This window comes from Mucilaginibacter sp., from assembly GCF_028288225.1.
In the GTDB taxonomy this organism is placed as follows: domain Bacteria; phylum Bacteroidota; class Bacteroidia; order Sphingobacteriales; family Sphingobacteriaceae; genus Mucilaginibacter.
This window is the reverse complement of record NZ_JAQBOC010000085.1, coordinates 28836-54590: the sequence shown is the minus strand read 5'-3', so window position 1 is coordinate 54590 and position 25755 is coordinate 28836. Positions and strand designations below refer to the sequence as shown.

The window sequence follows — 25755 nt, the reverse complement described above, 5'->3', positions numbered from 1 at the left end:
CAGCTAAGGTGATTTCACCTGTAACGTCTGTTGTACGGAAATAGAATTGCGGGCGGTATTTATTAAAGAATGGAGTGTGACGGCCACCTTCTGCTTTTGATAATACGTAAACTTCGGCTTTGAAATCAGTGTGCGGGGTTACTGAACCTGGTTTGCAAATAACCATACCACGACGGATATCAGTTTTTTCAATACCACGTAACAATAAACCTACGTTGTCACCAGCTTCACCTCTGTCAAGGATCTTGCGGAACATTTCAACACCTGTTACAGTTGATTTCAAGTTTTCAGCACCCATACCAAGAATGTCAACCTGCTCACCTGAGTTGATAACACCACGCTCAATACGACCAGTTGCAACAGTACCACGACCAGTGATCGAGAATACGTCTTCAACAGGCATTAAGAATGGAAGATCAGTTAAACGCGGAGGAATTGGAATGTGTGCATCAACTGCATCCATTAATTCCATAATTTTGTCAACCCATTTTGGATCAGCATTTAAGCCACCAAGAGCTGAACCTTGGATTACTGGGATATCGTCTCCAGGATATTCGTAGAATGATAATAATTCACGGATTTCCATTTCCACTAATTCTAATAATTCGGGATCATCAACCATGTCAACTTTGTTCATAAACACAACCAATGAAGGCACACCAACCTGGCGGGCTAACAGGATGTGCTCACGAGTTTGAGGCATTGGACCATCAGTAGCAGCAACAACGATGATAGCACCGTCCATTTGAGCCGCACCTGTAACCATGTTCTTCACATAGTCAGCGTGACCTGGACAGTCAACGTGAGCGTAGTGACGGGTTGCAGTTGAATACTCAACGTGCGCTGTATTAATGGTAATACCACGCTCTTTTTCTTCAGGAGCCGCGTCGATTGAATCGAATGAACGGGCTTCTGAGAAACCTTTATCAGCCAATACTTTAGTAATAGCTGCGGTAAGGGTTGTTTTACCGTGGTCAACGTGACCGATTGTACCGATGTTTAAGTGCGGTTTACTGCGGTCAAACTTTTCTTTTGCCATGATTATATTTAATTATTTGTAGGTTAATTTTATACTTAAAATTGTATTCTATTATTCATTATAATATTGAGCCAACAATGGGATTTGAACCCATGACCTCTTCCTTACCAAGGAAGTGCTCTACCCCTGAGCTACGTCGGCTTATTCAGTCTGCAGTTTATAGTTTGCAGTTTCCAGTTAGTAACTGCCCACTGTGAACTGATCTCTGCCAACTGTAACAGAGCGGAAGACGAGGTTCGAACTCGCGACCTATAGCTTGGAAGGCTATCGCTCTACCAACTGAGCTACTTCCGCTTTTTTAATTAGTGAATGAGCGATTTAGTGAATTATTGATTTGAGCATTAACTCATTCAAAAACTCACTAATTCACTCATTCAAAAAGTGGGGGGAGAAGGATTCGAACCTTCGTAGCCGAAGCAGCGGATTTACAGTCCGCCCCATTTGACCGCTCTGGTATCCCCCCATTTGTTGATTTCGGATTTGCAATGTTCAAAGTTGAAGCTAAACATTCCTCTTCCGAAATTAACAGAGCCTCCTATCGGGATCGAACCAATGACCTACTGATTACAAGTCAGTCGCTCTACCAGCTGAGCTAAGGAGGCTTAAATTATTACCCTTCTTACCTCCGCCGATCGTTATTGATCTACGGGATTGTACCGGTTAATTAATAAGGCTGTATTTTTATTTTAAAGAACCAACCCTTTTAACAGCGAGAGAACATTCACATACCTCTCCGAAAGGGATTGCAAATTTACACATTTTTAATGCTGAACAAAATTTATTTTCTAAAAAAAAATCGGCAGGCTGAAACCCACCGATTTACGTTAAAAATTAATGCTTATTACGTTCAAAATTCGTCTGTTGCCGTCAGTAAAACTACTTTTTTAGCAGCTTCGGCAGCAGCAAATTTTTTCTGTTTGTGCTTTTCAATCTGTTTTCTAAGGCTCTCAATTGCCAGATCGGTGGCCTCTTCAAATGTTTTACATTGCTCTTTGGCAAATATTTGGTTGCCTGGCAGCATCAGTTTAATCTCCGTTATCTTATTGGCTTCGTCTTCTACATTCTCCAGCTTTAAATAAACTTCACCGCTAATAATGTGATCATAAAAGGTATCCAGCTTATCAGCCTTCTTCTGAATAAAATCCAATAATTTTTTGTCTGCATTGAAACGAATTGATTGCACTGTAATTTTCATGATTCCTCCTTTTTACGCCTTTGGATGGGCTTGTTTGTAAATAGACTTTAACCGTTCAATTGAGTTATGCGTATAGATTTGAGTAGCACTCAAACTAGCATGACCCAAAAGTTCTTTAATGGCATTTAAATCAGCTCCGCGGTTTAACAGACTGGTTGCAAAAGTGTGGCGCAACACATGCGGGCTCTTCTTAGTTTGGGTTGATATGTAGGATAGATACTTCTGCACTATTAAATAAATGAGCTTTGAATAAGCATTTGTTCCTTTATCTGTAACGATCAGCATTAAGGAATTGTTACCAAAAAAATCTTGTTTTTTCTTTAACTGCTGGTATTCAGCGATTAATAATTTCAATTCATGATTTACCGGGATGATCCGCTCTTTATTCCGCTTACCTAAAACTTTTATTGTTCCTTCGTAAGTGTTAATATCGGTGTCTTTAACGCCCAGCAGCTCCGAAAGTCTCATACCTGTACCAAACAGCATCTCTATCACCAACTTGTCGCGCAAGCCCTTAAAATCACTGCTGAACACCTTATTTTCATCAAGCATCTGCGATAGCTTAACGTCTTCAACTATAACCGGTAAGTTTTTAGGGATCTTGGGTGTATTAATTTTTGAGGCGGGATTAATTTCAATAACTCCCTCCTGCAGCAAAAACTTAAAATATTTGCGCAGCGTAGCAATTTTACGATTGATGGAACGCGCAATAATTTGATGGTTCATCATCTCAACCATCCAGTTACGGATGTGATAATGCGTAATTTGGGTTGGATGTGTTATTTCGGGAGTTGGCGCCGGAATTAGTTTATCGGGATTATTTAAAAAGGCAATAAACTGGTCAAGGTCTGATTGATAGGCCGATACGGTATGCGGAGAGTACCGCTTTTCGAATTTAATATAACGGATAAAACGGTCTATAAACATAAAAACTACTTGTACATCCGAATGATGAATGTACAAATAGTTTTTTATATTGATTAGAAAAATCGAAAATTCTTTTGCAAGAATTAAACGGTTGCTTCTAAGTTCATATTTTGTTTGTAGATGGCATGTTTAACCACGTGACGGCGGGTCACAGATTTCTTTTCAAATGCCTGGCGACTACGAAGTTCTCTTAAAACTCCTGTCTTCTCAAATTTCTTTTTAAAGCGTTTTAATGCTTTATCTAATGATTCGCCGTCTTTTACGTTAATAATGATCATAATTCCTGAAATACCTCCTTTCGTGGGAGGGCAAAGGTAAGTATTTAGTTTTGAATATGAAAGGGGATTATTGAAATGTTTTAAGGTTGAAAAGTTGTAAGGTTGTTGCTGCTATAAATTTAATAACATTTCAACGTTACAACTTTTCAACCTTACAACCCCTACTTCAAAATCTCCCTGCTTATAACTATCTTCTGGATCTCTGATGTACCCTCTCCTATTGTACACAGCTTTGCATCACGGTAGTATTTTTCAACGGGAAAATCCTTTGTATAACCATAGCCACCGAAGATCTGCACGGCTTCAGTCGCGGTGCGTACGGCAACCTCCGATGCATAGTATTTAGCCATTGCCGATTGTTTGGTTACGGGCAAATTTCTATTCTTTAGATCGGCAGCCTGCATTATCAATAGCTCCGCTGCTTCAATTTCTGTAGCCATATCTGCCAGTTTAAAAGCTATCCCCTGGAAATTACTTATCGACTGCCCGAATTGCTTACGTTCTTTTGAATAAGCCAGAGCAGCTTCAAAAGCTCCTTTTGCAATACCTAATGACAAAGCAGCAATGGAGATCCTGCCGCCATCCAGTACCTTCATAGCTTGTTTAAAACCTTCGCCTTCAACACCTAAAAGATTTTCTTTTGGCACACGGCAATTGTCAAATATTAGCTCTGTAGTTTCTGATGCGCGCATACCCAGCTTGTTTTCTTTTTTACCATGGGTAAATCCGGGAGTGCCTTTTTCAATAACCAGGGTCGAGATCCCTTTTGAATCACCCTTCTCACCTGTGCGAACCATCACTACAGCTACATTGCCAGATTTACCATGTGTGATCCAGTTTTTTGAGCCGTTTACAATATAATGATCACCATCCAAAACAGCGGTAGTGTTCATCCCCATAGCATCAGAACCTGTGTTTGCTTCTGTTAGGCCCCATGCCCCTAACCATTCAGCAGTTGCTAATTTGGGCAGCCAGCGGTGCTTTTGCTCTTCATTACCAAATGCAAGGATATGACCGGTACACAAAGAATTATGCGCCGCTACGGATAAGCCTATCGAGCCGCATACCTTAGCAATTTCAACTATTACTGTTACGTATTCATAATATCCAAATCCGGAGCCGCCATATTCCTCAGGCACAAATACGCTCATCATCCCGAGCCCGCCCAATTGCTTAAACAGTTCAACCGGGAAATGCTGTGCCTCGTCCCATTCCATTACATGTGGCCTGATGTATTTTTCGGCAAAATCCCTGGCCATTTGGCCTATCATTTTTTGATTATCGTTGATAGAAAAATCGTATCCTGCAGGCGTGTCTGTTAATAAAGAATCCATGTATTTATAATTGGTTTACAGCAAAGTAACGTAATAAATCATGCATTAGTTTCATTTAAAAACAGCGTGAAAAGAGAACGGTTTGGTATATGGTATGAATAATTGGTTTAGGTATTATAGGGGGATTTGTTGTGTGGGAATTGAGATTAATATTTTTTTTGAATTTCCCGTAGAGACGCGATGCATCGCGTCTAAAAGCGGACAGGTTGCCAACATGTTTCACAAAACCAAGACCTTACTATTGATTGTGATGATTACCTTAATGGTTTTAGACGCGATACTTCGCGTCTAACTGCGGACAGGTTGCCAACATGTTTCACAAAACCAAAGATCATGCTGTTGGTTATGATGTCTACCTTAATGGTTTAAGACGCGAAGCATCGCGTCTCTACGATATTACTTATAAAATTTATCCTTTTGCCAATTATTGGGATTGTTTATAATATAATCTGCGATCCGAAGGTATTCTTCATTTGTAGTAATGATATGATCGTGAAAGCGGGGTTGCCAATTAAATGGAATATCATTTATCCTGGCGTAGGTTGTTACTGCCGATTTAAAACCACGAAGAATAGATGCCAAATTTTTAGATTGGCTACCGAATTTATTTTTGGAATTATCATTAACATTTTGATCTGCAGAGACGTGATGCTTCGCGTCTAAATGCGTAATGCCTAAATATGACGGTTCTAATTCACGATCAGTATTATACATCGATGTATTATATTGATTCTCACCAATTATTATAATTCCATGAAAATGATTTGGCATTACAATGTATTCAGCCAGTTCCAAATTCATATCCGGCCTTAGTTCTGCAGTTTTTAACCATTCCGATTCTACCTTTTTCCCGAGATCATTTAATTGCATTTCATATTCAGGCATGTTGGTTAAAGACGCGATGCATCGCGTCTCCACGATATTTCCGAAAAAGCATTCTCTGTTTGCTGTACATATTGTGATAAAATACATGCCATTATCAGCATAATTCCAAGTCTGTAATCGTGCTGACGGGATCCTATATTTATCTTTAAACAACTCCGACATCCCTAATACCCCGCCAGTACCACCACCTTATCACAAACGGGCGCTATCCTTTCCATCCCGTTCAAAAAACCTAACCCTACAACAAAAGAAAATCCCGCAACAATGCCACCCATTTCCTGGATCAGTTCGCTGGCGGCAAGGGCAGTACCACCGGTTGCTAACAGATCATCATGGATTAAAATATGCTGACCTGGTTCAAAAGCATCGGTATGCAGTTCGATGGTGGCGGTACCGTATTCAAGCTTATAGGCTTTTTGTTTAATGGTAAATGGCAGCTTGCCAGCTTTGCGCACCGGTATAAATGGCACACCCAGCTTTGTGGCAAGTGTTAAGCCAAATAAAAACCCACGGCTTTCAATTCCGGCTATGGCATCAATACGGATGCCATGCAATTGTTCTACAAAGGCGTTTACTATATTTTCGCACAGTTGCGGATCTTTTAATATGGGGGTAATATCTTTAAAGATGATCCCTGGTTTTGGAAAATCAGGAATATCACGAATGGCTGATTTTATTTGCTGCGCTATCATTTAAAACTTAAATATGGCTCAATTTTACGTAAAATTCCTTCATCAAGCAGTACGATATTTTTCAGATCTGCAATGGATGCATAGTTATTATGCTGCTTTCTATACTCAATAATGGCGTTTACCTGTTTATAGCTGAGATAAGGAAAAATCCTTAACTGGTTGAACGAGATGCTGTTTATATTTATCTTTTTTATCTTTCCCGCATTTACCGAAACCTGGTTTTTAATCTCTTCATATTTTAAAGAGTCTATTCCATAAACTTCTTTTAATTGTTCTTTATGGTGAAAACCACCCAGCCGGCCACGGTACCTTATTATCTGCACAGCAAATGACGGACCTATACCTTTTAACGCCGTAAGTTTAGCGGAATCAGCACTGTTGAGCTCAATAATTTCACCGGGTTTGGCTTTCTTATTAGCGTATGCTGATTCGGGAATATTAATATATGGCTCCAATCTTTTATAATCTGCAGCGGTAATAGCATACATCTTTTTCACATCCTCTTTGCTATAAAATCTGCCGCCCTTATCCTGATAATGTTTTATTATGCCGGCCTGTTCTGTGCTTAAGCCCAGTTGTTTCCATTGAGTTATGGTAAGTTTATTAGGGTTAAAAGGGAACATAACACGCCCGGCGTTCCTTGTATTTGCTTCAGGTTTATCATTGTCAGCAACATAACCTGCCTTATTACCAGCCTTGTTCAGTAGAGCAACTGCTTTATCAAAATCTTTAAAATTTATTGTATTATCTTTGCGGATTAACTGATAAACATAGGGCGCAGCCAGTACCAATGCAATCAAAATAACAAGAATTACCATGCCGTTCCATTCTTTTTTGGTTATTGACAGGTAATTTTTTATCCGCGCTTTCATGTATAAGGTTTATCAGCGTTAAATTAAAGAATTTTTCAGGATATTTAGCTCCCTTTAAACGGGGTTTATTTTATAAGTATGAAAGTAATTACCACAGAAGAGTTTGCCAAAGCCACAAAACTGGATAAGTTGAAGATGCCCGGCCTTGCAGCTTTATTGATGGAGCTAATGAAAATTAACCAGGTGAACGAATTGTTTGCCCAGGCGCAGCCTAAAGTAGGACCTGAGTTTGTTGATGCTATTTTAGAAGGCTGTGGAATTGATGTTGAGTTTGATGAAAAAGACTTAAGGAATATCCCAAAAACAGGCAGCTTTATTGCAATAGCCAACCACCCTTATGGCGGCATTGAAGGCATGGTATTGTTAAAGATGCTGTGCATGGTTAGGCCCGATGCCAAACTAATGGCAAATTTCCTGCTTAAAAAGATCCCAAATTTAAGTGACTATTTTATTGCGGTTAACCCCTTTGAGAATGTGGAGCATTCATCAAGCATAAGCGGTTTAAAAAACACATTAGAGCTATTAGCTAATGGAACACCGATCGGCATTTTTCCTGCCGGTGAGGTTTCAACTTATAAAGTAGATAAACAAGAGGTTACTGACAGGATGTGGCACCCGGTGGTTGGCAAGATAATAGCCAAAGCGAAAGTACCGGTTGTGCCAATTTATTTTCATGGAAATAACGGCTTGCTTTTTAACCTGCTCAGCCTTATTCACCCTGCATTGCGTACTGCTAAATTACCATCGGAGTTATTTAATAAGCATGGGCACACCATAAAGTTAAGAATAGGCAAGCCGATAAATGTAGTAGATATACCCGATTATACCAACAGCACCAAGCTGCTTAACTATTTACGGGCACGTACCTATGCCCTGGGTACAGGTCTTGAAGATGAGAAGAAGATCTTCAATCCCCGTAATTTATTTAAAATAAAAAAACTACCAGCGGCCATAGCGCCTGAAATTGCTGCTGATGTGCTGGAAAAAGAAGTTGAACCATTACGCGAGAATTATAGGATCTGGGTGGAAAAAAACTACGAGGTGTTTATTGCTCCTACAACCCTTATTCCCCATGTGATCCGTGAAATTGGCAGGCTGCGGGAGGTCACATTCAGAGAGATAGGCGAAGGCACCAATAAAGCTATTGACCTGGATGAATACGATATTTATTACCACCACCTGTTTATTTGGGATACTGAAGCTAAACTGCTTGTCGGGGCCTATCGCATAGGCCTTGGTGACGAAATATTTTACAGTATAGGCAAAAAGGGCTTTTATGTATCTGAGCTGTTCAAGATCAAATCGCAATTTACGCCGGTACTGAAAAAGAGCATTGAGCTTGGTCGTTCGTTTGTTCGTAAAGAGTATCAGCAAAAGCCATTACCGTTGTTTTTATTATGGAAAGGCATTCTGAAATATTTAATTGATAATCCCCGCTACCGGTATTTAATAGGTCCGGTAAGTATCAGCAATTCATTCTCCAATTTCTCCAAATCGCTTATTGTTGATTATATTAACCGTAATCATTTCGACCATGAAATGGCCCAATATGTAAGGCCCCGTAAAAAATTCAAGGTTGATTTGGCAAGCATTGATACCGATTTGTTAATGGCCGGGGAAGATAGTTTTAAGGGCCTGGATAACCTGATAGGAGAAGTGGAGACCCGCAACATGAAAGTTCCTGTATTGCTTCGCCAGTACATTGCGTTAAATGCCAAGATCATCTGCTTTAATATCGACCCCAAATTTGCCGATTGTCTCGACGGATTTTTAGTACTCGACCTGCAAAAAGTACCACAGGATATTTTGGAGAAACTGGGAAAGAACCTGTAGAGGGGAAAGAATTAAGAAGTCAAGATTTAAGAATCAAGACTAACAGGTATCAGCAACAAGAGCCACTATCTTTCCTGACTCTTGACCTCTTGATTCATGGCTCTTTTCTTTCTAATATTTAATAGAATACTTCTTAAATATAAAATGAAGCAGCCATATGGGGCCAATAAGCAGAAACTTAAGATCGTCTAAAAAAGAGGGTTTTTTGCCCTCAATTTTATGCCCTATAAATTGCCCCACCCATGAAAGTGCAAAAATAACCAGGCATACCTGCCATATAGCCGGGCCACCTGCTTTTTGCCATGTTTCCAGCTCTATAACTCCGTAGCTAAATCCAAATAATATAAGCAGCATTAAATAGGAGAGCGCCGGCGAAAGCTTGTAATAGTAATATACGCTGAAGCCAATTAAAAACGATGCCCAGTTAAGGAACCCATTATATTGACCTAAAAATTTAATGTAAGGAAACGGAATTGCCCAAACCAGTCCCAGCAAACTAAATACTATGAGTGGTACGCAGATCCAATGAATAAGCTCATTGGTTGGGTTTTGATGGCTTTCGGCATATTTATCAAAATAAATATCAACCGGCCGTTTATCCGCTAATGCAGAACCGCCAGTATGCATTTTTGTGCTTTTATTGTTAGTTGCCACAGTTTATAAAACCCCCTCCTTTTACAGAGAGGCTTATGATTAATTTTATTTAGCAAATGCTACCGACCTTGTTTCCCTTATAACGGTAACTTTGATCTGACCCGGATAGGTCATTTCGGTTTGGATCCGGTTTGAGATATCAGCTGCCAGTATTTCTGATTGTGCATCGCTGATCTTTTCGCTTTCCACAACAACACGTAATTCACGACCAGCCTGGATAGCGAATGTTTTTTCGACGCCAGGATATGATAACGCAAGCTCCTCAAGCTCTTTTAAACGTTTGATGTAGCTTTCAACCACTTCGCGGCGTGCGCCCGGCCTTGCGCCTGATATAGCGTCACAAACCTGGATTATCGGCGATAGCATGGAAGTCATTTCCACCTCATCATGGTGGGCGCCAATGGCGTTACAAACCTCTGGGTGCTCTTTATATTTTTCAGCAAGCTGCATCCCTAAAATTGCGTGTGGCAATTCCGGGTTATCATCAGGCACTTTACCAATATCATGCAATAAGCCGGCACGTTTGGCAAGTTTAACATTCAGGCCCAATTCAGCTGCCATAGTAGCGCAGAAGTTTGCTACCTCGCGGGAGTGCTGTAACAGGTTTTGCCCGTATGATGACCTGTAACGCATCCTGCCAACCATACGGATCAGCTCCGGATGCAGGCCACTAATGCCGAGGTCAATCACGGTGCGCTCACCTATTTCAACTATTTCTTCTTCTATCTGTTTTTTGGTTTTGGCAACTATCTCTTCAATACGTGCCGGGTGGATCCGTCCGTCCGTTACCAGGCGGTGCATGGCCAAACGGGCAATCTCACGCCTAACCGGGTCAAAGCCTGACAGGATGATGGCTTCAGGTGTATCATCCACAATGATCTCTATGCCGGTAGCTGCTTCAAGCGCACGGATATTCCTGCCTTCACGACCGATGATGCGGCCTTTTATCTCGTCATTCTCTATATTGAAAATAGAAACTGTGTTTTCAATTGCTGCTTCAGTAGCCGTACGCTGGATGGTTTGGATAACTATTTTCTTGGCTTCTTTTGTAGCTGTCAGTTTGGCTTCGTCAACAATATCCTTTATTTGTGCCATAGCCTTGCTGCGGGCTTCTTCACGCAGGTTTTCAACCAGCTGATTCTTAGCATCCTCGGCAGATAAGCCAGCAATAGTTTCCAGCTGCTGTACGTGCGAGTTTTTGAGCACTTCAACGTCTTCCTGCTTTTTAAGAACGATTTCAGTTTGCTTTTCCAGGTTTTTGCGGAGGTTGTCCAGCTCAGTATCCTTACGGTTCTGATTCTCTAAACGCTGGTTTAAGGATTGCTCCTTTTGTTTAATGCCGTTCTCGCGCTGGTTAATGTTGTTATTCTTAGCATTTATCTCCTGCTCATGCTCGGCTTTCAATTGTAAAAACCGCTCTTTAGCTTCCAGTAATTTATTCTTTTTAAGGATCTCAGCATCATTTTCTGCATCCTTCAAAATCTTTTTCACTTTATTTTGAGCCGATACTTCCTGGTCTTTAAAAAGTTTTTTCAGTAAAAAGCGTCCAAGGATGAAACCCGGAAGGCCCCCTATCAACACACCGATGATAAGGTATAATAATGTTGTACTCATGTCTGTAATTGGTATAAATAAAAAAACCGCAACTAATATTTAAGCTTCATGTATTTAAAACTTCATTTCGGATACGGATCCCGGGCTCCGTTTAAACCATTACGATTAACGTATGCCACTTAGATCCACCCATATAGAAGTGTTAAGTTTTCAATAGTGAAACTTAAAATTTAACTGCGGTTAAATCTTAATTGCTCTGTTTATATGTAAAGAACGTTATTGCTTTGAAAAAAACTCCGATAACAAATAATCCAACTGGTAAACCTTCTCCGTTACTTCTGTATCCTCTACGGTAACCTTCATATCAGCCTTTAATGACGATGTTGCATAATGCAGCACGCACATTGAAAGCAGATCTTGTTTATCCCTCACTGCATAATTTTCCTGATATTCCTTTATCCGGTCATTAATCAGCTTGGCTGCCCTACGTATTATTTCTTCCTCTTCCATGTTTACCTTTAAGGGGTAAACTCTGTCAGCAATGTTTATTTTTATTGAGATTTCTCCCATTTGAGCTTCACTTTTTGTATTATTTTTTCAATAATACAATACACTTATCTATTTCTTGCACAAATTCGTTAATTTTTTGCTTTATGTCAAGACTTTTTTCATTTGTTTCTGAAAATGACTTCGCCATCTTCAATGCGCGGAGCTTTTCATCAAGCTCTTTTGTCTTATTTTTACTGGCATCAAGGGCTACTGAAAGCGCTTCACTCTCCAGTTTCAATAAGTCATTTTCCTCCTGCAAAGCGGCACAAAGCTCAATTAAGCGCTCCGTTCTTTCTACAATTGTATTTAATTGCTCTGCTAAGGCCATTGGTTGTTAGTGATCAGAGGTCAAAGACCAGAGATTAGATTATAATTTTATAATATTAATTAATTATTAACAAATATAGTGATTAGAGGTTAGAGACCACAGATTAGTTTTGGATTAATGATAGTGCCCCCCTCCAATCAACTAATCTCTAATCTCTGATTAACTAGTCTCTATTTACGAATCTCCGCTCCCGCTTCTTTTCCTAAATTATAAATTAACTTTTGCATAATGCTGTCTATTGCTTTATCGGTTAAAGTCTTTTCACTATCCTGTAAAATAAAACTTAGCGCGTAGGATTTTTTTCCGGCCGGCAGCTTATCACCTTCGTAAACATCAAACACACTTATATCCTGCAACAGCTTACGCTCGGTTCTTTCGGCTATTTGCTTCAATTGACCAAACGTAACCGATTTATCAATCAACATAGAAAGATCGCGTTTTACCGCCGGGAACTTTGATACATCCTGGAAAACGATCTTGTTTTTACGTACGGCTGCCAATATCATATCGAAATTAAAATCTGCACAAAAAACTTCCTTATCCACATTAACCTTTTTCAATGCATCAGGCGATACTTTGCCAAATTTAACCAACTGCTTGCCGTTACGGTTGTACTGCATGCCCCAGCTCAGCTTTTTACAGGTTGATTCCTCCAGGGTTAGGTCGCTGATGTTTAATTTAGTGATGATGCCATCAACAATAGCTTTCAGGTTATAAAACGATACCTGCTTTGCCTTCTGGTTCCATTGCTCGGGCTTATCAACGCCTGATATAAACAGGGCAAACCTTTGTGTTTCGGTATATTTATCTTCATTAACCTCGTAAACCTTACCAAACTCGTATAATTTTAAGTCGGCATGTTTACGGTTTGTGTTGTAGGCGATAGCTTCAAGACCCGAATAGATCAGCGTTTGGCGCATCACATCCAGATCACCGCTTAATGGGTTCAGGATCTTAACCGCCTTATCAAGGTTTGACGAATAGGCAGATTTGGTTAGCGAGTTCGACATGATCTCATTAAAGCCATTGGCGCTAAGCATATCAGAAATTAAATTCTGCACGGTATCTTTCTCAGGCCTTACAGATGTATTTAACGATGCCCTGATCTGTGTGGGGATCTCGATGTTATTGTAACCATAGATCCTTAAGATTTCTTCCACAATATCCACCTCGCGGGTAATATCCACACGGTATGGCGGAACCCTTAATGAAAGCCCCTCACCAGTTTCGCCAACAATCTCAATATCCAATGCGGTAAGAATGCCTTTTATTTCGCCATGCGGAATTTCCTTACCTATCAGCCTGTGGATATTTTTATAGGTAACCTCAATGGCAAATGGCCCCACCGGGTTTGGATAATGATCTGAAATTTCTGACGAGATACTCCCACCTGCCACTTCCTTTATCAGCAATGCTGCACGCTTAAGGGCAAACAGCGTCATATCCGGATCGGTACCGCGCTCAAACCTGAACGAAGCATCGGTTTTTAGGCCATGACGTTTGGATGTTTTACGAACTGAAACCGCATTAAAATAAGCGCTTTCTAAAAAGATATTTTTTGTGGATGTTTTTACGCCCGATTCTGCTCCGCCAAAAACACCGGCTATACACATTGGCGCTTCGGCATTGCCTATCATCAAATCATCCGCAGAAAGCTTGCGCTCCACATCGTCCAATGTTTTAAAGATAGTTCCTTCGGGATAATTTTTAACGATAACCGTATCGCCCTTAATGGCATCGGCATCAAAAGCGTGTAACGGCTGACCAAGATCGTGCAGCACATAATTGGTAGCATCAACAATGTTATTGATGGAACGGATCCCGATAACAGCCAGCCTTTCCTTCAGCCATTTTGGTGATTCCTTAACCTCAACACCTAAGATAGTTAAACCAGAATACCTTGGACTTGCAGCCTCATTCTCTACCACAACCTTAATAGTCCTGCTGGTGTTATCAACCTTAAATGCCGAAACATCAGGTCTTTTAACAGCGATCTTTAAAAATGCAGCAATATCCCTTGCAGTACCCAAATGCGAAGTTGCATCGGCACGGTTGGGGGTTAAGCCAATTTCGTAAAGGTAATCGTCGTTTAATTTAAAATAGTCTTTAGCTAATGTGCCAATTTCTGCATCAGTATTAAGCACCATAATACCGGCATGGTCGGTTCCCAGGCCTATCTCATCCTCGGCACAGATCATTCCTTCAGATACCTCGCCGCGTATTTTTGATTTATTGATCTTAAACGGCTCGCCAACGGTTGGGTAAACGGTTGTACCAACCGTGGCCACCACTACTTTTTGCCCTGCAGCAACGTTATGCGCACCGCAAACAATCTGCAAGTCCTCACCTGCTCCCACATCAACTTTGGTGATGCTGAGCCTGTCGGCATTGGGATGCTGGGAACGTTCCTTCACAAATCCAACCACCAAACCTTCAAGACCGCCGGGGATAGGCTGCACTTTTTCAAGGCTTTCCACCTCCAAACCTGTACCTGTTAATATGGTCGAGATCTCTTCGGGAGTTTTATCTGTATCAATAAATTCTTTAAGCCAGTTATATGATATCTTCATTATAGCGAAATGATAATCGGCAAAGATAGGATTTGGCGCGGAAAGGAGAAAGGTAAAAGGTGAAAGGTTAAGGGCGAAAGGCTTTTAAAAATGGTGAAGGCGAAAGTTAATGCGGAATTCGGAATGCCAATTGCGGAATATTGGTACTTCTTTATTTAAAATTCAATATTCATTATTCGATATTCAAAAACCTTTTACCTTTCGCCTTTTACCTTTCACCTTATTCATCATCGCCCGTATCCGTATCGCCATCGTCACCTAAGTTAAGCGTGTATGATGATTCTGCGGCATCGTAAGCGCGTTTTAGCTTATCAGGATCGGCGTAGTCAACTGTATCGCCAGGCTCAGGGATATCATCCAAACCGTTTGAATGTACATCTTTCTGGCTTTGCTGATCGTCAGACTCATTGTTGTCTGCATCGTCAATGGGTATTTGATTATCCGGAGTTATCATAGCTGTTAAATTTAATTATTCAAAGTTAACGTTAAAATGAATGGGATGTTTCAGAAAAAAAGGTAAAAGATAGTCCGGAAGTCGAAAAAGTCAGTAAAGTCCGAAAGAAAAAATCCAGCTTCTCATCCACAATCTTTGAGTTTTTGCCTTTTACCTTTCAGCTTTCACCTTCGCTCAAAACAGCCCTTCATCAGCGAAGCTATAAAAACCCTCGTTGGTGATAATCAGATGGTCAAGGACTTTAATATCCAGTAATCGGCCTGCATCCACCAATCTTTTGGTTATGTGCAAATCCTCATGACTTGGCTTTAAATTACCTGAGGGATGGTTGTGTATAAGAAAAATATGGCTGGCCTGGTGTTGTAATGCCAAACCGAAGATGATCTTAGGGTCAACAATTGTTGCTGATAACCCACCTTTGCTTACCAGTTCCTTAGCAATAAATTTTTGTGAACGGCCGGTGAGCAGGATCCAGAATTCTTCATGATTCAGATCAACCAAATGGCGCTTCATCTGGTTGTAGGCATCCCTGCTGCTATTGATTTGTTCCGAAACCGGGCTTTCCATATCATTTCTTCGCCTGCCAATTTCAAGCGCAGCTATTATGGAGATTGCTTTGGCTTCGCCGATGCCTTTAAAGTTGGAGAGCTCAGCTATAGAGGCCTTGCCCAGCTTGTTCAGATCGTTGCCGTAATGATGCAAAATGCGCTTGCTCAGCTCCACCGCGGTTTCATTCCGGCTGCCGGAGCCTATCAATATAGCTATCAGCTCGGCATCTGTTAATGCGCGCCTGCCCTGCCCGCTTAGTTTTTCGCGCGGGCGGTCTTCTTCTGCCCATGATTTTATGCCGATTTTGGTATAGGAGTCGCTCAAGTAATTTAAATTTTATTAATCTGATTTTTTAATCAAGTTAGCCAAAATAAAGATTAACTTTCATATTTTAGAGAAAGTTAAACCAAAATCACTATGCTGAACAAAATCTCCAAACCAAAAGATTTAGCCAAATATATATTCAATAGGATCACAGGTACTAAGACAACTCCACCACCACTTATAGTAATTAATAAATTAATTGAGTGCCTGTTCTACACGAGTATGAAAACTGAAGAAAGCAACTTATTAAAAGTCACAATTACATTAATCGACCCTTTAAATCCAGATCCAAAACCACCGTTGCGGATTGTTGCAGATAGATGGCAATACATTAAGTTTGAAAACCCGATACCTTACACAATAGCATCATTGGTAAAATTATCAAAAGCTGCTGATCCATGGAGTTCATCGCTAGCTGTTTTTTACGATGAAAACATGAATTTATTTATTTGGGGAATGATTGATCAATCTGTTCATTATCAGAGCTTCTTAAATTATGAAACAGAGTCGGGCGCGGAGCAGCCAGGTCTATTTCAATCTTCAATAACCGGCATCGGAAATATAATCGTATTATTCGACTATGAATTAATAGCAAATCTGAAACAAGATAAATTGGTAACCAAGTATATTGACGTTCTTCGATTAGGTCCAATATCATCACTTTTAAAAGAAAAAGTAAGTCCATTTAAGTTAAAAATTGAAAAGGAATTGAAAGATGAATATTCTTTTGATAGCATAATTGAATGGAACGACTGGATTGATGTTATTTTTAGAGAAACTTTGTCGAGGTTGCTGCTACGAATACAAAACTACAAGCATGGGGGTGCGATATTGTTTACAAATAACAATTCGGATGACCTTGATATAAAATATAAAGCCAAGTATATTAGAATTCCTTCTTCTATAGTCGATTTGATCAAACAAACCATAATTAATTACAATGCGTCCAATATAATTATGGAAAGATTAGACGATCAAAAAAAAACTATTTCCTCCTCGCTTTATCTTGACGAACAGATATCTGAAAATGAAAAAAAAGACACTTATGACGAGTTGAAAGGTGCAATACGATTTATTGCATCTCAAACTGGTGTTGATGGGCTTGTCTTATTTAATGAACAATTTGAATCTGAAGGATTTGGCGTTGTATTAAAAACAAAAGACCTGCCTGAAAAGATTTTCATATCGTCTACCGCAAAAGGGTCCACGGTCTCATTGACCCCCTCAGATCCAAATCATTTTGGTACTCGTCATCGGTCTATGTTTTCATATTGTTGGAAACATAAAGGCAGCTTCGGATTCGTTGTTTCTCAAGATGGTGATATCAGGGCAGTCACAAGAGTTAACGAAAAGTTGGTAGTTTGGGAAAATATCAAAACGCAACATTTTTTAAGGAGTTCCAAAATTAGACGCCCATCACCTTCATTAAAATAACCGACTTGCAAACCTTATCCCACCAATAAATTCTTCCAGCTCACCATATCGCCCAAAATCTTTTCAAGCTCACGGGCATCAACGCGTTCCTGCAGCATGGTATCGCGGTAGCGAATAGTTACGGTGTTATCTTCTAAAGTCTGGTGATCAACAGTGATACAAATAGGCGTACCAATAGCATCCTGGCGGCGGTAACGTTTACCTATAGCATCTTTCTCCTCGTATTGCAGGTTAAAGTCAAGCTTCAGCTTATCCATTATCTCGCGCGCCTTTTCGGGCAAACCGTCTTTCTTTATCAGTGGGAAAATAGCTGCCTTAACAGGCGCCAGGCATGGATGTAAGCGTAATACGGTGCGACTGTCCTGTTTTTCTTCGGTGCTTAAATCCTCCTCTTCAAAGGCGTTTATCATCGTTAATAAAAACATCCTGTCTAAACCGATAGAAGTTTCAATAACATAAGGGATATAGTTGCCATAAGGCTTACCGGTATCCGGGTCAGTCTCCGGATCAAAGTACTGCATCTTTTTATTGCTGAACTTCTGGTGCTGACTTAAATCGAAATCAGTACGGCTATGGATCCCTTCCACCTCTTTAAAACCGAAAGGAAATTCAAACTCAATATCATAAGCAGCATCGGCATAATGAGCCAGTTTGGTATGCTCATGGTAACGGTATTTTTCGGAAGCAGTACCTAAAGCCAAATGCCAGTCTAAACGTGTTTTTTTCCACTTTTCAAACCATTCCTTTTGCGTGCCAGGGCGTACGAAGAACTGCATCTCCATCTGCTCAAACTCGCGCATTCGGATAATGAACTGGCGCGCAATCACCTCGTTACGGAATGCCTTACCTATCTGCGCTATCCCGAAAGGAATTTTCATCCTGCCCGATTTTTGTACGTTCAAATAATTCACAAAGATGCCCTGCGCAGTTTCAGGCCTAAGATAAACCACATCGGCATCTTCGGCTATCGCCCCCATCTGGGTGCTGAACATCAGGTTAAACTGGCGTACTTCCGTCCAGTTGCGGGTGCCGCTAATCGGGTCGGCTATTTCGTGTTCTAAAATTAATTCGCGCAAACGGGGAAGATCTTCAGCTTTTAAGGCGTCGTCCATGTCTGTCTGCAACTTTTCAGCCTTATCAGTTTTACCGTCTTTGCTGTAACGTTCAATTTTATCTTCAAGCAACTGATCGGCACGGTAACGTTTTTTGCTGTCTTTATTATCGATCATCGGGTCGCTGAAACCATCTACGTGACCGCTTGCCTTCCAAATCTTCGGGTGCATAAATATGGCAGAATCAATCCCGACTATGTTTTCATTCATCTGCACTATAGCTTTCCACCAGTAGGTTTTAAGGTTATTCTTCAGCTCCGAGCCGTATTGCCCGTAGTCATAAACAGCGCTAAGGCCATCATAAATTTCACTGGACGGGAAAACAAAGCCATATTCTTTTGCGTGCGATATAACGTTTTTAAAAAGTTCGTCGGTTGATTTGCTCATAATAGCGCAAAGATATGTTTTTGTGGGAAAGACGGAAAGTCCGGAAGTCAGTAAAGTCCGAAAGAGGAAAAAGAGTTAAAGATTTTACCCCGGGGCACTAAAAAGCGTCCGTTCGTTTTTTGGGAAGGGGCCCAGCGAACAGACGGACACCCCCTTAAATAAGCATCAAAAAAAGACAATATATTATTTGCATAACTGGAATAAATTTGTTAGCAAGAACCATCCCAGCCACTCTTTTCTTTTTAATGCACAGCCATCCTTTATCATACTGGTAATTGGGTAAGGGTAAGGTATTTTAATTAATATTTATATTAATTATCAGTAGAAGGAGTTCCAATGAAAAAAGAATAGCTGGAGTTGGGTAGATTTACAGAGGAAACGGATACTTATATTAATTATCAGTAGAAAATTTCCAGTTGAAAAGCAGAAGTTGCTATTGATTTGTATAGATGAGCACATTTTTAGCTGGTAACTTATTATGCTTATCAATATTGGTCCCGCTGTTTTTCTCAGAGAGAAAGTTTAGGCTGATAACCGGGATGAAGCGTCCGTCCGTTTGGGGGACCGGGGGTAAAAAAACGAACGGACACCCATCTGTTAAATGATGTTAAACAATTAGTTAACCATTTCCTGTTGGTTATTTTTGGGTAAATGATTAAACCTGCTCACCAATTTTATTGCCTGATGAGATCCCTGCTGTTATTTATATTTCTCATCGCAACAACCTGTTGTTATGGTCAGCATCTAAAAGGCAAGGTGGTTGATAAAGACACAAAACTACCCGTTAACGGCGCTATAGTAACCCTTGGCAGCAAACAGGCATTTACCAATTCCTTTGGCGAATTCAATATTGCAACGTCGGGTAATGACAGCCTTAAGATCGCCTGCTTTGGTTATAAAACTTATAAAACGCTGGTCAGGAATGTGATGGCTGCGGTTCACGTTGAGCTGGAACCTGCCAAAATAGTGCTTAAAGAAGTTATCATCCACTCAAACCGGGAGCGGGAATTTAAAAAGGATTCGGCAGAGAATCGCTCATTTTATGCCAAACAGTTTAACTACAAAGGGCCAACAGTTATGGATGCCTTTGTAGGGAAACCACTTAAAAACCCCGGCGAACTGATCACCATTGATGTACTTGGATTAGCCAGGGCGCTCACCAAAAAAAGCACCCGCGAATACAAGTTCAATAAATTATTGCTGCGCGATGAGCAGGCGGACTTTGTAAACCAAAAGCTTAACCACGGCCTTGTAGCAAAAGTAACCGGCTTAAAAGGCGATACGCTTTCGGCATTTATGGTGAGCTATCGTCCCCATTATAAATTGGCCCATAAAGTCACCGATTATGAGATGGAGCTTTATATTAAGGATTGCTATAAGAAGTTTTTGAAGGAGGGGCTGAAAGGGGAAGAGCTGTTTAACTCAGGTAAAAAGGATACGGCTGTCTTTAGGCTGAATTAGTGTTCTATCCGCATCGTCATTGCGCGGCTGGTTGCTCGCAACCTGCTTCAAAGCAATCTCTACGCCAGCCAGGCACAGGAGTAAAAGGCCACGTGGCAACTAATCAAGCGGCTGTAAGGTCAATATCAACATAAAGGTTCTTGATTGTCCTATGCAGAGTTTGCTTCGTTCCTCGCAATGACGATCGTTTGATTTACTTTGCATTATTACGTCTTTTTTTGAGTTCGGCCTCGGCACGGCGTGTTACTTCTTCCCAGGAAATACTTTTAGTCTTCCCGCTTTCAATATCATCAATACGGCTTTTTAATTCCTTTAGGAAAGCTCCATCCTCCCATGGATCTATTTCGCTTACAATATTATCTTTCTCCATGCCCTGTGATTTAATCTTCAAATCCCCACATCACCAAATCTTCAAATCAACCTAATTCAACACCGGCTGCACATTAGTCAAATTAAAAATATCCGCCATTAAATCATCGCTTGGGTTTACCTTAAAGTTTTTTGACGGCAGCTCGACCAGCATGTTATCATCCCTGTCTTTTATCATAAACTTGAGGGTACAATTTTTAACCGGGTATTTTTGATTATTGGTGGTGATCAATCCCTGCAGGTCTTCAAGCAGCCGACTGTTCAGCGCATTCAGCTCCAGGCAAACGGTCAGGGATTTGGTGAGCTTATCGCGCATTTCAGAGAGCAGGCTCATTACCGTTATCTTCATATCCCAGTTATCTTTCTGACGGAACTTCTCTTCAATAATGCCCCGCAGGTGCAAAAAGTACCCGTCAACCATCATGTTCCGGAACTTTACATAATCATCCCCAAACAAGGCAAACTCGTACGATTCGTTATAATCTTCCAAAACAAAGGTGCCGAATGGCTTGCCCGTTTTGGTCATTTTGTGCTGTACGTTGCCTACCAGTCCGCCTATGCAGACCTCGCCTTTTTTACGCAGGTTGGCAAATGCGTTCATTATGTCCTCGCCTCCCTCGCCTGAGCGAGCTTTTTGCATTATCTTTAAATCACTTATGCTGGCGTTACAAAACCTTTCCAGTTCAACCTTATAATTATCAAGCGGGTGTCCGGTAAGGTAGATCCCGATCACATCTTTTTCATATTTCAGCTTTTCTATCAGCGGCCATTCTTCAGCTTCCGGCATGGCCGGCTCAGGAATATAAGAGGCTACCGAGCCACCAAATAAGGATGATTGGGAGCTATTTTGGGTGTTCTGGTAGTCATTAGCATATTTTATCAAACGCTCAACCCCTGTTAATACGCCGTTATCTGTTTTGGCGAAGAACTGTGCACGGTTCAGCCCAAACTCATCAAAGGCACCACCATAAACCAGGTTCTCATACGATTTACGGTTTACACTTCGTGTGTTTGATCGCTGTGCAAAATCATAAACAGATTTATACGGACCGCGCTCCATACGTTCCTCAATAATACTTTCAACCGCTTTATCACCCACGCCTTTAACCCCTGTAAGTCCAAAACGTACCTGGCCCTTACTGTTAACGGCAAATGCCATATCACTTTCATTAATATCCGGCCCCAAAACCTCAACGCCCATTCTCCGGCATTCCTCCATAAAAAAGGTGATCTTTTCCATGTTGTTCTGGTTGTTTAAAACCGCCGCCATGTATTCAGATGGGTAGTGTGCTTTCAGATAGGCTGTTTGATAAGCCACAAAGGCATAACAGGTAGAGTGTGATTTATTAAAAGCGTATTGTGCAAATGCTTTCCAGTCGTTCCAGATCTTGGTCAGCTTATCTTTAGGGTGGCCTTTAGCGGCAGCCCCATCCATAAACTGGGCCTCCATCTTATTCAAAACCTCAATCTGCTTTTTACCCATTGCCTTACGCAAAACGTCAGCATCGCCTTTACTAAAGCCTGCCAGTTTTTGCGACAGAAGCATCACCTGTTCCTGGTACACGGTAATCCCGTAAGTTTCGCCCAGGTATTCCTCCATATCCGGCACGTCAAAGGTGATAGGTTCACGCCCATGCTTACGGCTGATGAAATTGGGGATATACTCTATCGGGCCCGGACGGTACAGTGCGTTCATGGCTATCAAATCCTCAAACTTATCCGGTTTAAGCTCGCGCAGGTACATCTGCATGCCGTCACTTTCAAACTGGAACGTACCGTTGGTATCGCCACGCTGGTAAAGCTCAAAAGTTTCCTTATCATCCAGCGGAATGTAATCTATATCAATGGATACCCCATGATTTTGTTTGATCAGCCTTAAAGCATCTTTCAAAATGGTCAGGGTTTTAAGGCCCAGAAAGTCCATCTTGATAACACCGGCGTCTTCAATAACACGGCCATCATACTGGGTAACCAGCAGGTCAGAGTCTTTTGCTACCGCGACAGGAACAATGTCTGTTAAATCATAAGGGGCAATGATGATTCCCGCAGCATGCACTCCGGTATTACGTACCGATCCTTCCAGCTTTTCAGCCTCCCGCAATACCTGGGCACGCAGGTCGTTGCCTTTTAAGATCTCTTTCAACTCGGGTACCTGCTCAATAGCATCTTTTAGGGTGATGCCCAAAGTGTCAGGTACCAGCTTTTTGATGGCGTTCATTTCAGATAGCGGCATATCCAGCACACGGCCCACATCCTGGATGCTGGTACGGGCAGCCATGGAGCCATAAGTAATTATCTGCGCTACCTGGTTCTTGCCATATTTATCAACCACGTAGTCAATAACCTTCTGGCGGCCTGCATCATCAAAATCCGTATCAATATCGGGCATCGACTTACGATCCGGGTTAAGGAACCTCTCGAACAGGAGGTTATATTTCATCGGGTCGATGTTGGTGATCCCTGTACAATATGCCACCACCGAACCCGCTGCCGAACCACGGCCCGGACCGATGAACACGCCCATATCCCGGCCGGCCTTTATAAAGTCGGCAACTATTAGGAAGTACCCTGCAAAGCCCATGGTGCGAATGGTGAACAGCTCAAAGTTGATCCGTTCTTCGGTTTCGGCGTCAATATCAATATACCGCTCCTTTGCACCCATAAATGTAAGATGTTTCAGGTATTCCCATTGGTTAAGGGTGTCAGAATCAGGCGTACTGTCGCTGTGGATCTTAAATTCAGGCGGGATAACATAGTTTGGCAGCAGGATGTCCCGCTTTAGCTTAAGCACTTCCACCTTGTCAACAATCTCGTTCGTGTTATCCAGTGATTCCGGGATATCATTAAACAGCTTGCCCATTTCGGCCTGCGTTTTAAAGTAAAACTGATCATTAGGGAAACCAAACCTATAGCCCTTGCCACCTTCTTCATCCGTAGCTATGGGCGTGCTCTGCATATCGCCGGTGTTTACGCAAAGTAAAATATCATGCGCATTCGAGTCCTGCTGATCTACATAATGCGAATCATTCGAACAGATCACCTTAACATTATATTTTTTGGCGAATTTTGCAAGAACCGCGTTCACCGTATTTTGCTCGGGAATGTCATGGCGCTGCATCTCGATGTAATAATCTTCGCCAAACAGGTCAAGCCACCATTTAAACTCAGTTTCTGCTTCTCCTTCAGTACCCCTTAAAATGGCTTGCGGTACCGATGCACCCAGGCAGCAGGTAGTAGCTATTAAGCCTTTATGGTATTTTAATATTAATTCTTTATCTATACGGGGCCATTTGCTGTACAGGCCTTCCATGTAACCTAATGAGCAAAGCTTAACTAGGTTCTTATACCCTTCAGGATTTTTAGCCAGCATCAACTGGTGATAACGCTTATCTTTTTTCTCTTTGGTGAACTGCTTTTTATGCCTGTCATCAACCACATAAAACTCGCAGCCAACAATAGGTTTTATATTATGCTTACCCGCTTCGGCCACAAACTTAAACACGCCAAACATATTACCATGATCGGTAATAGCCAGGGCTTTCATCCCATCGGCAGCTGCTTTTTTGTATAGTTTTGAGATATCGGCAGCACCGTCGAGCAGTGAAAATTGGGTATGTACGTGTAAGTGTGAAAAATCGGGCATCGTCTATTCTTTTCCTTTAATGAAGATACCAAAGTTATTGTGAATTTCGGATTTCGGATGTTCGATTTCGGATTTGTTGATAAAAAACGCTGATTATTAACGAGTAAAAATTTGATGCATGCAAGATTAGTGTTTATCCGATTCAGCAGCTTTTTCCCGGGCAATTTTTGCCGCTGTTCTTAACAAAACCATTTGGATTAATTTATAGCCATCGTTGTTTACCCTTGCGTCTACCTCATCAAAAGTATCCTTATGACCCATGTACCCACCAAGCAAATTGTTGTACTGTTTCATCACTGTATCCCTGGATAGCGAGTTGTCTTTAGCCAATTTAATATTAGCCTTTAACTCCGTTACATCGGCATAAACTTTTTTATAATCAGTGCTTTTATAGGCTAACTCAAGACATTCTTTTTGAAGCTGTTCATCGGTTTTACCTTGTGACTGGGCTTTGACGCCGAATGATACCATGATTAAGGCAAGGAACAGGATATTTTTCATTTTTAACATTTTATTTAGGACAAGGTGCAACTGTGCAAGTTAGTTAAATTTTCTTTTTGAACCATGAGGCATTTGAAGCTTTGGACTTTCTGCTTTAAGCTTTATGCTTACATTTGCGGATAAATAGCTAAAAGTGCAGAGCTTAAAGCAGAAAGCATTTAAAGCTTTGGACTTTATGCTTTGAGCTTTATGCTTACATTTGCGCCATGACAGGAAAAACGCCCAAAGAATCGCACACTATAATGAATGAGCTGGTGCTGCCGAATGATACCAATACATTGAATAATTTGATGGGAGGGCGTTTATTGCATTGGATGGATATTGCTGCGGCTATTGCTGCACAAAAACATTGCAACCGCATAGTGGTAACCGCATCGGTTGATAATGTATCTTTTAAACACTCTATTAAGCTGGGCGATGTGGTAACCATTGAGGCCAAGGTTTCCCGGGCATTCAATACCTCTGTTGAAGTACGGCTTGATGTTTGGGCCGAAAATATTCCATCGGGCAGCAGGATCAAAAGCAACGAGGCCTACTATACATTTGTGGCGCTTGATCAAAATAACCACACCATCCCCGTACCTGAGCTGATCCCTGAAACTATTGAAGATATGGTTTTATTTGATGGGGCCCTTCGCCGCAGGCAGCTGCGCCTGATCCTTGCCGGCAAAATGAAGCCAGATGAAGCTACGGAGCTGAAGGCGCTGTTTTTTGGAGAGGGGCATGAGAAGTAAATTTAATCCCCCTCGCGTCATGCAGTCCGCCAACTGGTCGGATCGGCACCCCATCATAAGGTAACTAAGAGCCAGGT

General features: G+C 41.3%; 23 protein-coding genes and 4 tRNA genes. 4 read left to right on the top strand and 23 right to left on the bottom strand.

The genetic code is table 11. From position 1 onward, the window contains the following. The 12 genes from tuf to JWQ54_RS25410 form a co-directional block, all read right to left on the bottom strand. A partial coding sequence (gene tuf, locus JWQ54_RS25465) for an elongation factor Tu (protein ID WP_299590633.1) occupies positions 1–1039 on the bottom strand: 1039 nt, incomplete at its 3' end. Positions 1040–1108: 69 nt separating this feature from the next. Beyond that, positions 1109–1180, bottom strand: a tRNA-Thr gene (locus tag JWQ54_RS25460). An 80-nt stretch (positions 1181–1260) separates the two neighbouring features. After that, positions 1261–1333, bottom strand: a tRNA-Gly gene (locus JWQ54_RS25455). Between the two features lie 88 nt (positions 1334–1421). Then, positions 1422–1502: transfer RNA gene (locus JWQ54_RS25450), tRNA-Tyr, on the bottom strand. A 66-nt stretch (positions 1503–1568) separates the two neighbouring features. Then, positions 1569–1641 (bottom strand) — tRNA-Thr (locus JWQ54_RS25445). A gap of 245 nt (positions 1642–1886) precedes the next feature. Then, positions 1887–2234 carry a ribosome-associated translation inhibitor RaiA gene (raiA, locus tag JWQ54_RS25440; RefSeq protein WP_299590632.1) on the bottom strand — a complete coding sequence of 116 codons (348 nt, stop codon included), beginning with the start codon at positions 2232–2234 and terminating at the stop codon, positions 1887–1889. A 12-nt stretch (positions 2235–2246) separates the two neighbouring features. Further along, positions 2247–3197: a tyrosine-type recombinase/integrase gene (locus JWQ54_RS25435; protein ID WP_367187139.1), complete on the bottom strand. Its 951-nt coding sequence runs from the start codon at positions 3195–3197 to the stop codon at positions 2247–2249. A gap of 47 nt (positions 3198–3244) precedes the next feature. Beyond that, positions 3245–3439, bottom strand: coding sequence for a 30S ribosomal protein S21 (rpsU, locus tag JWQ54_RS25430; protein WP_073405414.1), 195 nt, complete (start codon positions 3437–3439; stop codon positions 3245–3247). A 161-nt stretch (positions 3440–3600) separates the two neighbouring features. Next, positions 3601–4773, bottom strand: coding sequence for an acyl-CoA dehydrogenase (locus tag JWQ54_RS25425; protein ID WP_299590630.1), 1173 nt, complete (start codon positions 4771–4773; stop codon positions 3601–3603). A gap of 396 nt (positions 4774–5169) precedes the next feature. Continuing rightward, the gene (locus JWQ54_RS25420) at positions 5170–5658 is read right to left on the bottom strand and encodes a transposase (protein WP_299590628.1); all 489 of its coding nucleotides are present in this window, start codon (positions 5656–5658) and stop codon (positions 5170–5172) included. A 164-nt stretch (positions 5659–5822) separates the two neighbouring features. Beyond that, positions 5823–6350 (bottom strand): adenine phosphoribosyltransferase, encoded by a 528-nt coding sequence (locus JWQ54_RS25415; protein ID WP_299590627.1) that lies wholly within the window; start codon positions 6348–6350, stop codon positions 5823–5825. Further along, positions 6347–7222 (bottom strand): helix-hairpin-helix domain-containing protein, encoded by an 876-nt coding sequence (locus tag JWQ54_RS25410; protein WP_299590626.1) that lies wholly within the window; start codon positions 7220–7222, stop codon positions 6347–6349. Before JWQ54_RS25410 ends, JWQ54_RS25415 begins: the two co-directional genes overlap by 4 nt. 78 nt (positions 7223–7300) lie before the next feature. Here JWQ54_RS25410 and JWQ54_RS25405 point away from each other — a divergent pair, with 78 nt between their 5' ends. Then, positions 7301–9055 (top strand): lysophospholipid acyltransferase family protein, encoded by a 1755-nt coding sequence (locus JWQ54_RS25405; RefSeq protein WP_299590625.1) that lies wholly within the window; start codon positions 7301–7303, stop codon positions 9053–9055. 111 nt (positions 9056–9166) lie between these two features. On the opposite strand, the gene JWQ54_RS25400 is transcribed toward JWQ54_RS25405, so the two are convergent. From JWQ54_RS25400 to radC, 7 genes are all read right to left on the bottom strand, one after another. Then, positions 9167–9682: a DUF962 domain-containing protein gene (locus tag JWQ54_RS25400; RefSeq protein ID WP_299590634.1), complete on the bottom strand. Its 516-nt coding sequence runs from the start codon at positions 9680–9682 to the stop codon at positions 9167–9169. Between the two features lie 72 nt (positions 9683–9754). Further along, entirely contained in the window at positions 9755–11323 is a 1569-nt protein-coding gene (rny, locus tag JWQ54_RS25395; RefSeq protein WP_299590623.1) for a ribonuclease Y, read from the bottom strand. Between the two features lie 216 nt (positions 11324–11539). After that, a complete protein-coding gene (locus JWQ54_RS25390) occupies positions 11540–11833 on the bottom strand; it encodes a cell division protein ZapA (RefSeq protein ID WP_299590622.1) in 294 nt (97 codons plus the stop codon). 19 nt (positions 11834–11852) lie between these two features. Next, positions 11853–12140: a hypothetical protein gene (locus tag JWQ54_RS25385; RefSeq protein WP_073405404.1), complete on the bottom strand. Its 288-nt coding sequence runs from the start codon at positions 12138–12140 to the stop codon at positions 11853–11855. A gap of 170 nt (positions 12141–12310) precedes the next feature. Next, on the bottom strand, positions 12311–14710 hold the full coding sequence (pheT, locus tag JWQ54_RS25380) for a phenylalanine--tRNA ligase subunit beta (protein ID WP_299590620.1): 2400 nt from the start codon (positions 14708–14710) through the stop codon (positions 12311–12313). Positions 14711–14930: 220 nt separating this feature from the next. Beyond that, complete coding sequence (locus JWQ54_RS25375) at positions 14931–15164, bottom strand: hypothetical protein (RefSeq protein WP_299590619.1); 234 nt, start codon at positions 15162–15164, stop codon at positions 14931–14933. 174 nt (positions 15165–15338) lie between these two features. Beyond that, positions 15339–16037 carry a DNA repair protein RadC gene (radC, locus tag JWQ54_RS25370; protein WP_299590618.1) on the bottom strand — a complete coding sequence of 233 codons (699 nt, stop codon included), beginning with the start codon at positions 16035–16037 and terminating at the stop codon, positions 15339–15341. Positions 16038–16130: 93 nt separating this feature from the next. Between radC and JWQ54_RS25365 the strand changes: the two genes are divergently transcribed. After that, positions 16131–17471, top strand: coding sequence for a putative sensor domain DACNV-containing protein (locus tag JWQ54_RS25365; protein WP_367187138.1), 1341 nt, complete (start codon positions 16131–16133; stop codon positions 17469–17471). Between the two features lie 14 nt (positions 17472–17485). Here the strand turns inward: JWQ54_RS25365 and JWQ54_RS25360 are convergent, their stop codons facing one another. Further along, a complete protein-coding gene (locus JWQ54_RS25360) occupies positions 17486–18970 on the bottom strand; it encodes a glycine--tRNA ligase (RefSeq protein WP_299590616.1) in 1485 nt (494 codons plus the stop codon). 684 nt (positions 18971–19654) lie between these two features. Between JWQ54_RS25360 and JWQ54_RS25355 the strand changes: the two genes are divergently transcribed. Next, complete coding sequence (locus JWQ54_RS25355) at positions 19655–20431, top strand: carboxypeptidase-like regulatory domain-containing protein (protein ID WP_299590615.1); 777 nt, start codon at positions 19655–19657, stop codon at positions 20429–20431. Between the two features lie 193 nt (positions 20432–20624). On the opposite strand, the gene JWQ54_RS25350 is transcribed toward JWQ54_RS25355, so the two are convergent. From JWQ54_RS25350 to JWQ54_RS25340, 3 genes are all read right to left on the bottom strand, one after another. After that, entirely contained in the window at positions 20625–20801 is a 177-nt protein-coding gene (locus JWQ54_RS25350) for an addiction module protein (protein ID WP_299590614.1), read from the bottom strand. 51 nt (positions 20802–20852) lie between these two features. Next, positions 20853–24443, bottom strand: coding sequence for a DNA polymerase III subunit alpha (dnaE, locus tag JWQ54_RS25345; protein WP_299590613.1), 3591 nt, complete (start codon positions 24441–24443; stop codon positions 20853–20855). 126 nt (positions 24444–24569) lie between these two features. Then, positions 24570–24944 carry a hypothetical protein gene (locus JWQ54_RS25340; protein WP_299590612.1) on the bottom strand — a complete coding sequence of 125 codons (375 nt, stop codon included), beginning with the start codon at positions 24942–24944 and terminating at the stop codon, positions 24570–24572. Between the two features lie 206 nt (positions 24945–25150). Here JWQ54_RS25340 and JWQ54_RS25335 point away from each other — a divergent pair, with 206 nt between their 5' ends. Then, a complete protein-coding gene (locus JWQ54_RS25335) occupies positions 25151–25678 on the top strand; it encodes an acyl-CoA thioesterase (protein ID WP_299590611.1) in 528 nt (175 codons plus the stop codon). The last annotated feature ends 77 nt before the right edge of the window (positions 25679–25755 follow it).

Coding starts and splice junctions, on each gene's coding strand:
- raiA (WP_299590632.1), bottom strand. CDS start 2,234: ATGAAAATTACAGTGCAATCAATTCGTTTCAATGCAGACAAAAAATTA.
- rpsU (WP_073405414.1), bottom strand. CDS start 3,439: ATGATCATTATTAACGTAAAAGACGGCGAATCATTAGATAAAGCATTA.
- JWQ54_RS25425 (WP_299590630.1), bottom strand. CDS start 4,773: ATGGATTCTTTATTAACAGACACGCCTGCAGGATACGATTTTTCTATC.
- JWQ54_RS25420 (WP_299590628.1), bottom strand. CDS start 5,658: ATGCCTGAATATGAAATGCAATTAAATGATCTCGGGAAAAAGGTAGAA.
- JWQ54_RS25415 (WP_299590627.1), bottom strand. CDS start 6,350: ATGATAGCGCAGCAAATAAAATCAGCCATTCGTGATATTCCTGATTTT.
- JWQ54_RS25410 (WP_299590626.1), bottom strand. CDS start 7,222: ATGAAAGCGCGGATAAAAAATTACCTGTCAATAACCAAAAAAGAATGG.
- JWQ54_RS25405 (WP_299590625.1), top strand. CDS start 7,301: ATGAAAGTAATTACCACAGAAGAGTTTGCCAAAGCCACAAAACTGGAT.
- JWQ54_RS25400 (WP_299590634.1), bottom strand. CDS start 9,682: ATGCATACTGGCGGTTCTGCATTAGCGGATAAACGGCCGGTTGATATT.
- rny (WP_299590623.1), bottom strand. CDS start 11,323: ATGAGTACAACATTATTATACCTTATCATCGGTGTGTTGATAGGGGGC.
- JWQ54_RS25390 (WP_299590622.1), bottom strand. CDS start 11,833: ATGGGAGAAATCTCAATAAAAATAAACATTGCTGACAGAGTTTACCCC.
- JWQ54_RS25385 (WP_073405404.1), bottom strand. CDS start 12,140: ATGGCCTTAGCAGAGCAATTAAATACAATTGTAGAAAGAACGGAGCGC.
- pheT (WP_299590620.1), bottom strand. CDS start 14,710: ATGAAGATATCATATAACTGGCTTAAAGAATTTATTGATACAGATAAA.
- JWQ54_RS25375 (WP_299590619.1), bottom strand. CDS start 15,164: ATGATAACTCCGGATAATCAAATACCCATTGACGATGCAGACAACAAT.
- JWQ54_RS25365 (WP_367187138.1), top strand. CDS start 16,131: ATGCTGAACAAAATCTCCAAACCAAAAGATTTAGCCAAATATATATTC.
- JWQ54_RS25360 (WP_299590616.1), bottom strand. CDS start 18,970: ATGAGCAAATCAACCGACGAACTTTTTAAAAACGTTATATCGCACGCA.
- JWQ54_RS25355 (WP_299590615.1), top strand. CDS start 19,655: ATGAGATCCCTGCTGTTATTTATATTTCTCATCGCAACAACCTGTTGT.
- JWQ54_RS25350 (WP_299590614.1), bottom strand. CDS start 20,801: ATGGAGAAAGATAATATTGTAAGCGAAATAGATCCATGGGAGGATGGA.
- dnaE (WP_299590613.1), bottom strand. CDS start 24,443: ATGCCCGATTTTTCACACTTACACGTACATACCCAATTTTCACTGCTC.
- JWQ54_RS25340 (WP_299590612.1), bottom strand. CDS start 24,944: ATGAAAAATATCCTGTTCCTTGCCTTAATCATGGTATCATTCGGCGTC.
- JWQ54_RS25335 (WP_299590611.1), top strand. CDS start 25,151: ATGACAGGAAAAACGCCCAAAGAATCGCACACTATAATGAATGAGCTG.